The organism is Frankia sp. CcCS3, assembly GCF_977927575.1.
Window position 1 is genome coordinate 1 of sequence record NZ_CDWRCL010000092.1, and the last position, 14829, is coordinate 14829.

11 protein-coding genes are annotated in these 14829 nt (G+C 71.6%); 6 read left to right on the forward strand and 5 right to left on the reverse strand.

The window, feature by feature from the left end:
- The first annotated feature begins 361 nt into the window (after positions 1-361).
- Entirely contained in the window at positions 362-787 is a 426-nt protein-coding gene (locus AC08OQ_RS10310; RefSeq protein WP_476600419.1) for a DUF3618 domain-containing protein, read from the forward strand.
- A gap of 63 nt (positions 788-850) precedes the next feature.
- On the opposite strand, the gene AC08OQ_RS10315 is transcribed toward AC08OQ_RS10310, so the two are convergent.
- The 4 genes from AC08OQ_RS10315 to AC08OQ_RS10330 form a co-directional block, all read right to left on the reverse strand.
- Positions 851-2080 (reverse strand): lysylphosphatidylglycerol synthase transmembrane domain-containing protein, encoded by a 1230-nt coding sequence (locus tag AC08OQ_RS10315; RefSeq protein WP_476600417.1) that lies wholly within the window; start codon positions 2078-2080, stop codon positions 851-853.
- A 147-nt stretch (positions 2081-2227) separates the two neighbouring features.
- Entirely contained in the window at positions 2228-2656 is a 429-nt protein-coding gene (locus AC08OQ_RS10320; RefSeq protein ID WP_476600415.1) for an ATP-binding protein, read from the reverse strand.
- A 293-nt stretch (positions 2657-2949) separates the two neighbouring features.
- Entirely contained in the window at positions 2950-3078 is a 129-nt protein-coding gene (locus AC08OQ_RS10325) for a hypothetical protein (RefSeq protein WP_462186757.1), read from the reverse strand.
- A gap of 1693 nt (positions 3079-4771) precedes the next feature.
- On the reverse strand, positions 4772-5437 hold the full coding sequence (locus AC08OQ_RS10330) for a hypothetical protein (protein ID WP_476600413.1): 666 nt from the start codon (positions 5435-5437) through the stop codon (positions 4772-4774).
- Between the two features lie 422 nt (positions 5438-5859).
- Here AC08OQ_RS10330 and AC08OQ_RS10335 point away from each other — a divergent pair, with 422 nt between their 5' ends.
- The 3 genes from AC08OQ_RS10335 (at position 5860) to AC08OQ_RS10345 (ending at position 10859) form a co-directional block, all read left to right on the forward strand.
- Positions 5860-6249 (forward strand): GroES family chaperonin, encoded by a 390-nt coding sequence (locus tag AC08OQ_RS10335; protein WP_035908101.1) that lies wholly within the window; start codon positions 5860-5862, stop codon positions 6247-6249.
- A gap of 432 nt (positions 6250-6681) precedes the next feature.
- Positions 6682-6981 carry a DUF4193 family protein gene (locus tag AC08OQ_RS10340; protein WP_476600411.1) on the forward strand — a complete coding sequence of 100 codons (300 nt, stop codon included), beginning with the start codon at positions 6682-6684 and terminating at the stop codon, positions 6979-6981.
- A 143-nt stretch (positions 6982-7124) separates the two neighbouring features.
- Positions 7125-10859 carry a winged helix-turn-helix domain-containing protein gene (locus AC08OQ_RS10345; protein ID WP_476605248.1) on the forward strand — a complete coding sequence of 1245 codons (3735 nt, stop codon included), beginning with the start codon at positions 7125-7127 and terminating at the stop codon, positions 10857-10859.
- On the opposite strand, the gene AC08OQ_RS10350 is transcribed toward AC08OQ_RS10345, so the two are convergent.
- Positions 10851-11222 carry a hypothetical protein gene (locus AC08OQ_RS10350; RefSeq protein WP_476600408.1) on the reverse strand — a complete coding sequence of 124 codons (372 nt, stop codon included), beginning with the start codon at positions 11220-11222 and terminating at the stop codon, positions 10851-10853. The two genes, AC08OQ_RS10345 and AC08OQ_RS10350, sit on opposite strands and share 9 nt — an antisense overlap.
- A gap of 750 nt (positions 11223-11972) precedes the next feature.
- On the opposite strand from AC08OQ_RS10350, the gene AC08OQ_RS10355 reads away from it, so the two are divergent.
- Entirely contained in the window at positions 11973-13052 is a 1080-nt protein-coding gene (locus tag AC08OQ_RS10355; RefSeq protein ID WP_476600406.1) for a helix-turn-helix transcriptional regulator, read from the forward strand.
- A gap of 1475 nt (positions 13053-14527) precedes the next feature.
- On the forward strand, positions 14528-14829 hold a 302-nt coding region (locus tag AC08OQ_RS10360), incomplete at its 3' end, for a hypothetical protein (RefSeq protein ID WP_476612010.1).

A 14829-nucleotide genomic window follows, 5' to 3' on the forward strand; every position in this document is an offset into this window, starting at 1 on the left:
GACCCTAGCGGCGGGAGTCGCCCGGGCGATGCCCACCCGGGCCAGACCACCGCTGGCCCTCGAGCACAGCGTTCAGCGTAATGTCCCGCCGGACGGATTTCGGTGGGCGGTCGCTTCCGCCCGCGGCGCCATCTGCGCGGTACGGAGACCGGGATCGGACGGGGCGAGACGTCGTGCGTCGGTGCGCCCGCGTGACGTGTCGCGCCACTGGCCGTTTGGTCTCGCCGGGCGGTGATGTGTCTGGCACGATCGTTGCAGGCCGGTCGCACCCGACGGAGATGTCCGTGGCGTCCATCGACGCCGATCGACGCCAGTCGCGGGAGCGCGTCCGCCATTCGCAACGGACGAGAGGGCGACATCGGTGCCGCAGGACCCGGCCGTGATCCAGCAACAGATCGAAGAGACCCGCGCCGAACTGGCGGAGACGATCGATTCCATCGCGGAGATCGTCAGCCCGCGCCGCGTCGCCGAGCGGGCCCAGGTGCAGTTGCGGGCGAAGACCGCCGAACTGCGCCACAGGTACGGTCCGGTCCTCGGGATCGGCCCGGGGCCCGCGCTTCCCGAACTGGGAGCCGGCGTCGGAGCCGATGGCCTGGCCCGGCGGGGGGATGCGGGCACGCTGACCGGGGGTGCCCTGGACGGCAGGGCGGTGCCCGGACCCTCCGGCGGCGCCACTGTGGTTCGGGTGGTGCGCTGGGAGCGGGTCGTTCTCGTCGGTGGAGGTGTGCTGCTCCTGGTGGGTGGGATCCGCCGTCGCCGTCGCCGCCGGTCGTCCCGGCGCGGGTGAGCGGCCACCCCGCCCGTCTGGGCCGCTCCCGGGCCGCGGTCGCGCCGACCCCCTGCCCCCCGCCTACAGGTCGCCGGTGCGGCGCAGCCAGGCCAGCATGAGGATCCCCGGCAGCACCGGCAGCCAGAAGCTGATCAGGCGGTAGACGAGGACCGCGGTGAACATGGACGCCGCCGTACCACCCGCGGCCGCGAGCCCGAAGGCGAGTGCCGGTTCGATCGCGCCGATGCCGCCGGCTGTCGGCGCCGCGCCGGCTACCATCGAGCCGATGAGGTAGACCGCGGCAACGGACATCAACGTCATGCTGGTGCCGAATGCCCAGACCGTGCAGGCGAGCGCGAGGATCTGGAAGAAGCGTGTCCCTATTTGGGACAGCAGCAGCACCAGAGTCCGGCACGGGGAACGGGCGAGGATCTTCAGATGAGTGTCGAAGGCCCGCACTGCCGGCCGGGCCTTCGACCGGATCCGCGGATGGGCCACGGTGCCCGTCACGAGCGCGCAGACCGCCCCACAGCTGAGCACGAACGGCCCCGGCCCGAGCCCCTGGACAGTGGACCGCAGCGGGTTAGTCAGGGCCGCGCCGATGCCCGAGGCGCTGAGGGTGCCGGCGACCAGGACGATGCCCCCGAGGTGCGCCACCCCGCCGGCCACCTTGATTGACGTGATGGCCGCCAAGGCCGCGGAACGCGTCATCCCGCGCCGTTCCAGGAAACGCAGATGGACCGCGATGGCCCCGAGACCCGCGGGCACGATCCGGTTCGCCGCCGCCGCCGCGACCTGCAGGCCGGTCGCGGTGCGTAGCTCGAGCCGCAGGCCGCTGGCCGCCCGCGTGGACAGGCCGTTGGCGAAGTAGAACAGGACCGAGGAGAGCGCGCAGATGACGAGCCAGTGCCAGCGGGGCGCGGGAACGCCGGCCAGCCGTGAGGCCATGTCGCCGCGGAAGCGCACGGCCAGGATGGTGAGGGGAACGGCGAGCATGCCGGCGAGCAGGACGTTGCGTCGCCGGGACCGGGCCGATCGGACCGGCCCGAGACGGAGCGCGAGCGGCTCGGCGAAGACGTGGGCGTCACCGGCCGGGGAGGCGACGAGCTCGCCCCTCGGTGCCGTTGCAGAGTTCGGTGCCGTTGCAGCCACGTCGTCGGAGTTGCCGCCCGGGTGGGCACCAGAGCGTCGTAGTAGCTGCCGGGTCAACACCGCCGGTGGTGGAAGCGGGGGCGCGGGCGCGGCGCTCTCGGCGCCGAGCAGGACCGGAGTCTCGATGACTACCCCCGTAGGATCGACAGGTGCGATCACGGTCGTGATGCAGAGGAGACGTACGTCACGGTACGCGGCTCGACGGTATGCGGCTTGGCTGAACAGCAGCTGAAGCATCCTTATTGCTAACCTAGCCACCGGAAGTCGCGCGACGACGCTTCGGGAGGAATCGGTCGGCGGCCCTGGTCAGGAGCCGCAGACCGCCTCGATCGGATCCTGTTGGCGTGGCAGGTCGAACCAGACCTGCTTGCCTGACCCCCGGGTGTCCGGCATCTCGACGACACCCCACTGCATCGCCAGCGTGGCGACCAGATGCATGCCCCGGCCCGACTCGTCGTCATCGTGGGCGGGTTTCAGCACCGGCCACAGCGAGCTTCCGTCGTCGACCGCGATGCGGATCCGGTCGTCGCGCAGGGACAGCGTGAGGCACAGGGCGGCGCGGGCACCGACGAAGCGCACCGCGTTCGTCACGACCTCACTGACGAGCAGCTGCGCGACCTCGACGGTCTCCGGGCGGCCCCAAGCGGCGAGCAGCTCGGTGACCAGCCGGCGGGCTCGGCTGGCGGCACGGGGATCGGCGGGCAGGTCGAAGCGTGCGCTGAGAGCTTCGGCCACGCCTCACCTTCCGTGGGGTCGTCAGGCACGGTCATCATCCCGGTGCGGGGGTCTGCCGCGTCGCGTTACTGCCACCATGACCGCCCCCCCAAACCTGACCCTCTGTGGTCGTCGAGCCAGGCAACGGCCACGCGACGCATCTGGATACCGCGACCGGGACGTCCGGGCGACGCGACGCGCCGAGGACGGCGTCGGCGTTTCCCCGGCCGGGCGTCGGGCCGGGGAGCCGCGCCGGGGCGGGTCGGCCTCCCCCGCTGGGACGGCCGAGCGGGTGACCGCGTCGGGGGATGGCGTCAGATGACGTCGATGCCGTCCAGCACCGACTCGCGGCGAGCCATCCAGGCCCGCGTGACCTCGTCGACCGCGGTCTGGTCGATGCGGGCCGCCGCCGCCGATAGGTTGCCGCGGGGAGGCGGCACCATGTCCGCATCCGCATCCGCTCGTGCGGCCGTTCGCGGCATGGCAGCCCGACCGGGGTGCGACGAGTTCGGCGGGTCGATCCCGGGTTGCGCGTACCGGCGACCGGAGCCGTGCGGTACACCACCGGTTCCGTCCGGGGCGCGCCCGTCGGGCGGGGTCGGGTTCCGATCGGAGGTCGGCCCGGGATGGTCGGGACGGCCGATGGGCCGTGGGCCGGGCCGGTCCCTCGTCGGTTGCCCACCCGGTTCCACGCGTCGCTCCGGTGCTCGGGGACGGTCTACCCAGGCTCTCGCCCTGTTCCCCGCGGGGCGTCCCGGGGACTCGGCCGGGCCCGGCTGCCCGCGGTCGGGCTGCCCGCGATGCATAGATCCCGGCTGCATAGATCCCGACCGGATGGATTCCGGCGGCGTCGGCCCCGGCTGGGGTGATGGCCGGCCCTGGTGGCGTCCGGGCCCCGGCACCGCGTGACCGGGGTCTGACGGGCCGCCCGGCCCGGTTCCGGTCATCGGGCGCGGCGTCTCGACCCTGGCCGTGGCCATCTCGACCGGACCGGAGATCGAGGGAGCGGGCCGGGACGACGGCACGACGACATCGCCCCGGGCCACCGACGGGTTTACGGCCGGCGGGTAGCTGTCCGCGGTGGACCGGTCCCGGTCCCGGTCCGTGGGGTACCCGCCCGTCGGATACCGGTCCGAGGAGTATCCGTTGGGAGCATGTTGCCGCCCGCCGGGCAGTCGTGGCCGGGCACCGGTTGGCTGCGGAGCACCCCGCTGGGCGGGGTGGGCGTCCGGGGGCGGGTAGCCCGAACGGTCGGAGTGTCCCCCGGACGGCGGGTGGTCGGAGTCCGCCGGGGACCCCATGGACAGGTGGGCAGCTGCCCCGGGCATCGGCTCGGGGAACTGTCCAGGAACTGGGGCAGGCGGCCTGACCGGTGACTGCGGTGGCGGTGGCGCGGGCGGCCTGGCCGCGGGGCGCGCCGGAGGGAACATCCTGGCCTCGTCGCCGGTGGCGGGGTGCTCGCGGTGGGGTGGCCCGGGACGGGCTCCCCGCCCCTCGGGGGCCACCGGCCGGGGATCCGGGCCGGGGTGTTCCGCGCCGGGGCGTTCCGCGTCGGGAGACGCGACCGGACCCGATCGGCCGGATGCCCGTCCGGCGACCGCTCGCCCGATGCCCGCGGCCTGCTCATCCTCCTCGTCGACCGCCCGGCTGTCCGGTGCGGCGCCCGGTGACATGCCGGTGATCGCGATGATCGACGCGCAGGGCCAGAGACGGTCGCAGCTCAGACAGAGGTCGAACTCATTCGGCTGATGAAGGTCGATGAGGGTGATCAGCGAGTGAATATGCTCGACGATCTTCGGGCCGACCAGGACCGGCCCACGGGCGATGACGTCGAGCTCCGAGCGCAGTCGCCCGTGATACTGCTCGACGTCAGCAAGGCGCGAATCCTCCATCACCGGCAGCATGCACCATAGCGGGCCAGCGGGCACGAAGGGTGTAGCCCGTTCGGGTTCACCGTCACTGCTGACTCACGTTCCGCTTCTGACCCGCGGTGCCAGATGCCGCTGATGGTTCCCTCTCCCTTACGTGCGGTGAGGATGGGAAGCGGGTTCGCCGGGCCGGGCCGCATGGTCATGCCGAGCCGGAGTCCGAGCCGGAGTCCGGACGGCGTGGCCGCGTGGAGGCGCTAATCGCAGATCAGGACCGGTCCGGCCGGACCTCGTCCGTGCGGCGGACCTGCCGCATCAGACCCTCTTGAAGCCTGGCGAACTCCTCGATGTAGGGACTTTCGACCTGCCCGGAGGCACCTCCGGGCTCCTTGCCTGGCGCGGACCGGTCAAACGGCTCGAAACCCGCGAACTGCCCGCCGGCACCCGGCGGCATGCGGTCGGGCTGGCCGTCGAACGCGGGGTAGTGCCCACCCCCCGCCGCCTGGAGGCCCCGCTCGGCGGGTCCGTCGTACCCGGGTCTGTAGGAGGACGGCAGGCCGTTGCTGCTCTGCGGGACCGCACGGTCCGCGGCGTTGTCGAACGCCGGGTAGTGGGCACCGTTGGCCGAGGCTGTGCGGTCGCTGGAACCGTCGTAGGCGAACCCCGAGCCGTTGGGGCTGCCGGACCCGGGGCTGACCGAGAGCGGGGCGCCGCGCATGCTGTCGCCGGATGCGTCCGACTGCTCCGTGGAGAGGAACCCCTCGGAGACCGGGTAGATGCGGGCCGACAGGCTGACCGACATCGGGTCACTGCCGTAGGTGATGACGTCAACCTGGTCCTCCGCGCTGATGCCGCCGCTGCGGGCGAGATCGACGAAGCGGAACAGATCGGCCCAGCGTAGCCCATCGAGGTCGACGCTGATGCGCAATGCCATGATCGTGCCCCATCCCTGAGGTTCGTTACGTGCCGACGGTTACCTGGGCGCCAACGGACGATCGAGGGGTGACCGGCTCGCCCCCCGTCAGCGCCAGCCCGGGCGGCGATGGGCGGCAGCTTATACCGCGTTGGGAGACCATTCCCCATCCGGGGAGGTTCGGCTGGCTCTGCTCCGATAAGGCGAAGTGGGGGTATCGCGTTCTCCGTCGCGTCCCGTCACCCGAGGGCATTCCCCGGCGGAACGTTGGCGGGGAATCAGGACGGCCGGGCGGGCCCTCCGGTGGGGAGGTGTGGGGTGTGTGGATGCCGGCCGGGAGGCGTGGGAAGTCCCGGCCGGCGGACGTGGTCGGTCGATCGGGCGGTCGTGAAATGCCGCCTGGGGTGTCACCGGTGATTGGAAGGCGGGTAGTGTCCGACCCTGTGAACGTTGTGTCCGGCGGTGTCAACGGGGTCGGCGCGGCTGGGGTGGGCACGCAATCGGGTGTCATGCAGTCCGGCGCGCTGCCAATCAGGCTCCTGCACGACCGCGTGCTGGTCGAGCCGCGTGAGGATTCCGTGGACCGGCGGTCGAAGGCGGGCATCGTCATCCCCCCGACCGCGCATATGGGGAAGCGCCTGTCCTGGGCGGACGTCGTCGCGGTGGGGACGGCCGTGCGGACCATCCAGGTTGGCGATCGGGTGTTGTTCGACCCCGAGGACCGGGCCGAGGTGGAGCTGCACTCGACCACCTACGTTCTGTTGCGGGAGCGGGACGTGCACGCCGTCGCGGCGGAGCGGTTGGACGATGGCCTGACAGGTCTGTATCTCTAGATCCGGCGGGTCGGCCCCCAGGCTTGCGTGGCCCTTTCCGACCATCCGATGACGGCGCGGCGTCCAGGTGGTGTACGGTGCCGCATCGATCGAGATGCGGGCGGTCCACCGGAGTCGTGATGTTTGATCATGGCTGTGGCGGGAGTGACACCGCGCCAGCCTGGTGCTGCCTGGCCTGACGCGGTTCCGCCCCGTATCGTTCGCTCGGCTCTGGAGATCCGCGTTCCGGCCGGGACCCTTGGATGTGGTGGAGGCACCCGGAAATGCGGACACAGGGCATCGCGTCACCTCAATCCTTGGGGTCACTGCGTACTGTAACCAGCCGATGTCCTGAGGTGCCGTGTTCCATGGCTCCTCACGCTCGGCCAAACCCAAGACCGATGGGTTGGCATACCCATTGGGTGAACGATGGCAGGGAAAGGAAGGAGACGCATGGCTCGTGACTTCGACGCTCGGCGAAGCACGGATGTCGAGGAGGACGAGCTCCAGGAACAGAGCCTGGAGACGCTCAAGGCGCAGCACGCCGGTGCGGCAGCGGACCTGGGGGACGACATGGACGCCCTCGAGGCCGAGCTGGACCTTCCGGATGCGGAGGTACGCGACGAGGAACTGTCGCTGCGGGTACTTCCCCGGCAGGCCGACGAGTTCACCTGCACCCGATGCTTCCTGGTGCAGCACCGCAGCCAGCTCGCGGACGTCCGTCACGTCGTCTGCTCGGACTGCGCGGCCTGAGGGCCGGGTCCCGGGCGGGGTGTCCCTCGACGGCGGGCGGTGCGGATCGGTTGCCCGGTTGCCCGGTCGCCCGAGTAGGCGTACCACTACCTAGCGCGAGCTTGTCGCTGGGGGTGGTGCGGATGCTCGACGAACAGTCACCGATGTCCGGTTCCGTCCGGACCCGTCCCGCCGTCTTTGAGGGTCGGCGGCCCCTCCGTCCGGAGGATGCCGCTCTCCGTCCCGGGGAGGAGGATCCCGCGGACGGTCCCGAAAGCCTGCCGCTGCTCCTGAACCGGTTCGTCCCCCCGCCGACCCCGCCGGGTCATGTCGATCGACCACGGCTGCTCGACGCACTCGACGCCGCTACCGCCCTGCCCCTCACGGTGGTGCGGGCCCCGGCCGGCTCGGGCAAGACGGTGCTGGTCGCGGCCTGGGCCGCGGGCCGGCGGGGGGAGACGCCGATCGTGTGGGTGCGGGTCGATCCGGCGGTCGTCCCCGGCCCGCGTGGCGGGGAGCCGGGCCTCCCACTGTGGCCGCAGCTGCTGCACGGGCTGGGACGACACGGTCTGCTCCCGGCCGGTGAGGGCCTTGGGAGCCGGTACGGTCCCGCGGCCGACGATCTTTGTGATCGGCGTTACCGATGGCTCGCCAACATCCTCGCCGACCTCCCGGCGTCCTTCATACTGATCCTCGACGACGTGCATCTGATCACCCGGCGTTCGGACCTCGACGGCCTCGAACTGCTGATCGACGCGGCCGCGGACCGGGCCCGGATTATTCTGGTGGGCCGGACGGTGCCCGTGGCGCTGCACCGGCTGCGGGCTGCCGGGTGGGTCACCGAGATCGGCCCGACGGATCTCGCCTTCACCCGGGCGGAGGCCGCCGCCCTCCTGGGCCGGCAGGAGATCACGGCGTCGCCCGCGACGGTGAGCGGTCTCGTGCACGTCACCGAGGGCTGGGCGGCCGGGCTGCGGCTGGCGGCCGGGGCGCTCGCCGCACGGGAGCGACGACCACTGCCGGGGGCGGATGGGCGGTGGGAAGCGGCCGTCGCATCCCCGTCCGGTGGCCTCGGTGACACGGCTGGTTTGTCCGGCGCCGTGGCCGGCCATCCCGCGATCGCCGATTTCCTGCAGGCCGAGGTGATAGCCGGTAAGCCGCCGCGGGTACGCCGCTTCCTCCTGCGGACCAGTGTCCTGGAGCGCATGACCGGGCCGCTGGCGGACGCCGTCGCGGCCGAGCGGATGGATGCGGGCGTCCTGGCGGCGGATACCGGCTCGCGTGCCGCGCCGCCGCCGGACGCCGACGCCGACGCCGCGAGCATGGCGATGGGCCCGCCCGGCGAGTGCGGCCCCGGGGACACGCCGGCACCCACGGTAGGTGCGCGGGTGAGCGGGAAGGAAGTTCTGGCGGCACTCGCGCGCGCCGACGGCTTCGTGGTTGAGCTCGACCACGACGGCGGATGGTTCCGCTTTCACCGGCTGCTTGCCGCGGTGCTGCGTTCCGCGTTGGCCGCGGACGGCGACGAGGACACCGATGAGCTCCACTTGCGAGCCGCGATCTGGTTCGCCGCGCACCGTCGGACGACGGATGCGGTACATCACGCCGCGCATGCCGGGGACTGGTGGTACGCGGCCTGCCTGCTCGTCGATGGGCCCGAGATGGTGGACGCCCTGCACGGCGGCGCCGCGGGGTTCAGCTCGATCATGACGGCGATGCCGGACTCCCCGGCCTTGTGGTCGCCGGAGTGCGCACTGGTCGCCGCCGTGGGCCGGCTGGGCCAGGGACAGGTGGGGGCGGCCACCAGATGCCTGCAGGTGGCCCGGGGGAGCATCGCCGCGGCGGTCGTGTCCCGTCGTCGCGCGCTCGTGGTCCGAGCCGATCTTGTCGACCTGCGCCGGGCGGAGCTCGCCGGGGCGTGCGAGGAGATGCTGAGTATCACCCGCCGGTTGCTACGGTCCCCGGGCAGGCCGGGCGCCGTGCCACAGCCGGTTGATCCGGCGGTTGCCGGCGTGACGGGGCGGGCGGAGGCCGCGGGGAAGGTCCGGCCACGACCGCCCGTCGGCGTGCGGCCGCCGGGAGATCCCCGGTTCCTGCCCGCTGGTCCTGCCGGCCCTGCTGGTCCTGCCGGTCCCATCGGGGCCATCGGGGGCGCCGAAGGTCCCGGACTGGAGCCGTCCGGTGTTCGACATGATCACATTGGGGAAGGCGCGGCCCGCCCCGGCTCCGTCGTCGGTGGGGCCCAGCCGGACCGCCCGGCCGGGATCGTCGCGCGATCGACCAGCGGTGGCGGGGGCGTGGGTGGTCCCGACGGGATCGTGGCGGCTGTGGCTTGGTGTGCGCGCGGGCAGGCGGAGCTTTGGCTCGGCCGTCCCGACCTGGCGCTGGAGGCGTTGCGGGAGGCGATGGCGGCGGCCCGGGATGGCGGTCTGCGGACGGTCGAGGCATCGGCGTCCGGGGCGATGGCTCTCGCCTACGTGCTGCGAGGTCGATTGCGGCAGGCCGAGTCCAGCGCGGCAGTGGCGGTCGCCACCGCCGCTGTGATCACTGCCAGCCCGGTCGATCCCACGGCCGTCCCCGCATCCTCGGATGGTCTGACCGACATGCCGGCCGGCCTGGTCGAGGCGCATCTCGCCCATGCGATGGTGGCGGCCGCCCGGGTCGACGACGTGCGCGTCACGCACCATCTCGACCTCGCGCGGATGGCCTTCACCCCGGCGCATCCTCCATACCTGCTCGATCTGATCGTCGTGCTGGAGGCGAGGGCGCGATGCCGGCGTGGGGAGGCGGACGATGTGCGGGCTGCCCGCCGTCTCCTGGCGTCGCGAGGACGGCCGGCCGGACCGCCGCTGTGCCTGTCGCTGTGGCGCGCCGCCGAGACCGACCTGCTGATCGCCGTCGGGAACGCCCAGGCTGCCCGGCAGCTGCTGGGACAGCTGGCCGACACCCGCCGGCCGGACCATGCTCTCGCGCTCGCGGCGGCCCGGGCGAACCTCGCGTGCGCTGATCTAGAGGGAGCGGAGCACGCGGTGGCGGCTCTGCTGCGGGCGGATGGCGGCGGAGGCGGTTCGGTGGTGTCGGCATGTGTGGTGGCAGCGGTGGCGGCCGCGCGGCGTGACGACCACGGGCGTGCCACCGACCTGCTGGCGCGTGCCCTCGCGCTCGCCGAGGACGAGGGACTCGCTGGCCCGTTCCTCGAATTCGGTGGCGAACCATTGGCGATCTTGGATGCCCATCCCGGTCTCTCCGCCGCACATCCGTTCTTCGTGTCGACTCTGCGGGCCCTGGCCACGATGGCGTCCGCCGCCGCGGTGAATCCGCGGACGCCGACCGACGGCGGACCGGTCATGGCCGTCTCCGGGGCGGGGGTGCCGCCCGTGGGGGCGCCGCCTGTGGGGGTGGCCGGCCTGGGGGCGCCGAGCGGGGGGATGCCGAGCGGAGAGGTGGCGGTGCCCGCTCCCGCGTGGCCGGCCACCCCACGTCAACCCGTCATGAGTGGGCGAAAGGCACGTCCGGCCCTTATGACCCCCGCGGCGCGCTCGGCGCCGCCTAACTGTGACCGTCAGGGGGCCAACGTCCCGCGCGGCCCTCGCTCCGGTCCGGCGGGCCACGGCCTTGGGGTGGGAACGAGTCCGATCTCTCTAGGGCAGCCAGGGGCGCGCGAGCGCTCACCCGGTTCCATGGACGGGCGGGGACCCGGGGCGGGTGACCGGCTCAGCGACCGGGAACTCGCGGTCCTCAGCTATCTGCCGACGATGTTGACGACCGCCGAGATCGCCGCCGAGCTCTTCGTCTCCGTGAACACGGTGAAGACGCACCTGAAGAGCATCTACCGCAAGCTCGACGTGCCACGGCGTCGCGATGCTGTACATCGTGCGCGCGAATTGCGTCTATTGTAAATAGTCATACCCGGGACCCGTGTAGCCGGCATCGAGGTGGCCGGCATCCGTCTGGATCGTGTCGGACCCGGGCTGCGGTGGGCCGTACCGGTATGTGCCGAGCGCCGCCGTTCGTTCGAGGTGCCGCCCGATCGGGCCGGGACCAGGCCCGATCGGTGTCCGCCCCGGTCCGCGGGTACGCGCGGTGGCCCGTGCCGGTGCCGGCAGGAAGGCATGGAGCAGGCAGATCATCGATGTCACGATCCCCATGATGATCAGGATCAGGCCCAGAATCTGGAGATCCACTCCGGTGGTGCGCCAGGTGAGCGCGTAGCGCAGGATGGCACCCATCACGACCAGGAAGACCGACCGCCCCAAGGTCATCGCCTTCGTACCTCTACCTCTTTCCTGCTGTGGCTTTGGTCTCCCGCCGTGGCTTCGACCGGGGGCTTCGGCCGGTCGATGATCGGCGCATGGCCACATCGCGGACCCCGGCCGCGCTCGATGGTGTCCGCGCTCGATGTGTCGTCGTCGTGGAGCGGCACCATGGGATGGGTGGTCCGTGCAGGGAGCGGGGAACTCCACCCCTCCGGGGCAGGCCGCGGGCCGCTGGCGAAACTGTGCGCTGCCGTTGTGGATACCCTGCGTGACCAATGTTCATGCTGTCGATGTTGGTCGGGATCCGAGGCTCACCCGTGCCGGAGGACGTTTTCTGGCTTCTTTCGCGACCGCGATCGAAGCCGGGGGAGCCAATCTCGTACTTGTGAGGTAGCCCCGACGGGTGGTGCCAGTGGGAGGGAAAAATCACCTCGAGCCACTGCCGGGGGCTGCCGGACGGCGTCATCCCAAACGTTTACGTGCGTTAAGGTCGCGTTTTCCCCGGCTGCGCCGAAGGTACGGGGTGAGTGTGATCAGGGGGTGTGGGTGACCGCTGGCGTAGCGAGGGAGATGGGCCCTACGCTTGCCGCACCTGTCCAACTTCGCCGGAAATCAACCTGGCGACCTCGTCCCTAGCGGACGAGGCCTGGCGCCGGTTCTGAGTTCTGACCCCCCCCGGAGGCACGTGTGACCGACCGAGTTTCCCGCCCGCATGATGTTATCGGTGAGGACGCACTACATCGGCCACGAATTGGCGTGACCGTCGACACATCCGCCGAGGCCGCTGCGGCGGGCCGGGTCGCGAGGCGTGTCTCCGCGAGCTCACCCGCACCGCTGACCCCGCCGCACCGCTCGCCGACCACCCGGCATTCCGCCGCCACCGGCGCCGGTGCGGGGCGACCGCTTCACCAGCGCTCCGGCCCACCGGGGAGCGGTGTGCCGATGGGCGGCTCGCCGATGGGCCGCGGCGAGGTGCCGAGCGGCAGCGGCCGTGCGGTCCCGGCTGGCGGCCCGCCCGTCCGGTCCGCTCCGGTGGCGCGTGCCGCGCCGATGCCGCGGGACCTGGCTCTCGGCGCGGCCGAGTTGCGCGGCATCCTGCGCGTGGTGGAGGACTGCGAGCGGGCGTCGTCGCTGGCATCCTTCCGCGAGCTCGCCCTGGACGGCATGGCCCGGCATCTCGGTTACCGGCATTCCGCCTTCTTCCTGGGCTCCTCGCTCGAGACCGCCTTCCAGGACGCCCGGCCCACCGGTCGCGGGCTGGCGCTTCGACTCGCAGGCCCCTACCTGGAGCGTTACCGGGAGCTGGAGGCCCTCAGCAATCCGGACAGCCTGCGTTCGGTCCGCGAGCGAGGGCTCGCCACCCTTGACGATCTCGGCATCCCGGAACGCCCGGAGGTGCGGATGCGCCTGGAGCGGTTTCTGCGGGCACACGGCATCCACGCGAAGCTGCTCATCCGCCTGTTCGGTCCGTCGAACGTGGGCGCCGTGGTGTCCCTGTTGGATTCTCGGCCGGGGGCGTTCGGACCGCGGGACCGCGCCGTCGGGGCGGTTCTCGGTCGGCACCTCGGTAACCTTCTGCGGTTCTACATCCGGGCGGACCCGGGTCCGTCGGTCGCGGGCAAGCTGTCGGCGCGCGAGCGCGACGTCGTCCGTCTCGTCGCCGAAGGCCGTTCCAACCGCCAGGTCGCCGAGGCGTTGTGCATCAGCATCGACACGGTAAAGCACCATCTCACCCATGCGCTCGTGGCGACGGGGTGCACGAACCGGACCCAGCTGGCGATCGCGTGGCAGCGGGAGACGAGCGCGTTCGCGGCCCCCGGCAACCCGCGGCCCTGAAACTGTGACGTCATGAGGTCATGAGGCTGCTGCCGTGGATGTTCGATCCGCGGGATCCGCGGGATCCGCGGCGGTGCCGATGATCTACGACCTCGATCCGAGCCGCGAACCCCGGTGCGCGACCGCGCGGGGCGCGGTCGCCGGCACCTGATCCTCCGATGGCGGCAATCATGATCGACCTCTCCGTCGGGGCCGCCGGCATTTCGGCGCGAAGGGATGAGGCGAGAGGCCGGTCCCGATGATCGAACAGTGGCGGGAACGGACACGCTGCGTGTCCGTTCCCGGTGCCGACGGTCGCGTGTCGATGATCCCACTCGAGTAACAAAGCCGGTCCGTGGTAATCGATCTGGCCTCGCCTGACCGGTCCCGACGGTCATGTCCTGCGCGCTCCGCGACGACTGTCGCTTATTGTAGCTGAAATGTTGCCATTGGCATCCCTATTGAGGTCGTTGCCGGAAAGTTGATCGGATAAGCTTGCGATCGATGGCGCGCTGTGACTAGGTTGGCCGATGTCCCTTCTGGTCCGCATGGGGTCTGAAGGAGTCAGTCCCCGCCCGTCAGCGCCTGACCCGGCCGGCGGCGACCACGATCGATTTTCAGGACGGTGCCCGCCCGTAGTTCCATACCTCCCGGGGCGTCGTCCTCGCATCCGATTTCTCCAGGCCCTGCGCATGCGGACGTGTGTTGCCGGGAAGTAGCCACATCTGTTCATCGCCGCATTGGGTGATCGATACCGAAGAGAAATCGCTGCGACCGGCGACCGGGATAGCGACCTGCGTGATACTCATTCGTAACCTCCATCGATGGCCGCGGCGATTGATGACGTCGCCCGGTGCACACCCCTGCAGGCTCTGTGTAATCCCGATCCGCGACATCCTCATCGATGTCCGGCGGTGGGCGAGCGGGCGACCGGATGCCGTCCGGACCTGGTCACGGCGACCGCGCCAGTGGTCCGACGGGCCCACGATCAACGCTGTGGTCCGGCACCACGCAATGATCCCAACCGGGCCGGCTAGTATTCCGCGCACGTTGGCAATCCCGTGTCGGCTAACCGGATGCGGCCGCCGTGGGACCGGGGGACACCAGTTCCGCGACAGCCTGTTGGGGGTTGGTTCGCTTTTCGCATACTCAGGGCGGATGCGGCTTCCCGGATGTCTGCCGTCCCGGCGGCACTGACCAGGAGGTCTGGATGATGCGGGCGGTCCTGTCGTCCGGAACAAGTCGATCATGCTGGTTCGGTGGGTGAGTTCTATGGCCTCGATGTGCCGCCGCGGCGATCGGGCGGCAGCGGACGCGCCGTCGGCCCCGGGTCTGCCGGCTGTCCGCCTGCCCTTGAGATACCCGCTCACGCGGACCAGCGATTACCCGCCTATCCGGACCAGCGATTGCCCGCCCATGCGGACCAGCACAGCCCCCGCAGCCTCTGCCCCCTCAGCGCCCTGCCCCAGGCGGGGACCGGTCGGGAGGACCAGCCGATGACCACTGCACCCAGCGCGTCACCCGTGGCCTCGCCGGCCAATCCCGCCGACCGCGATCCGCTCGACGCCCGCGAGCTGGTCGTGGTGATCACGCCGTTCGCTGAACCGTCCGCGCCCCTGGTCGCCGCGGTGCAGCGGGCCGGAGGGCTCGGGGTGCTGGACCTCGGGTTGCTGGCCGGACCGGCACGTGACGCGCTGCGGGACGCCGAGCGGTGGGCGCCGGGCCGGTTCGGGGTGCGGGTCGCTCCCGGCTGCCCCCTCGATCCCGACGAGCTGCCCGCGAGCGTCGGGACCGTCGG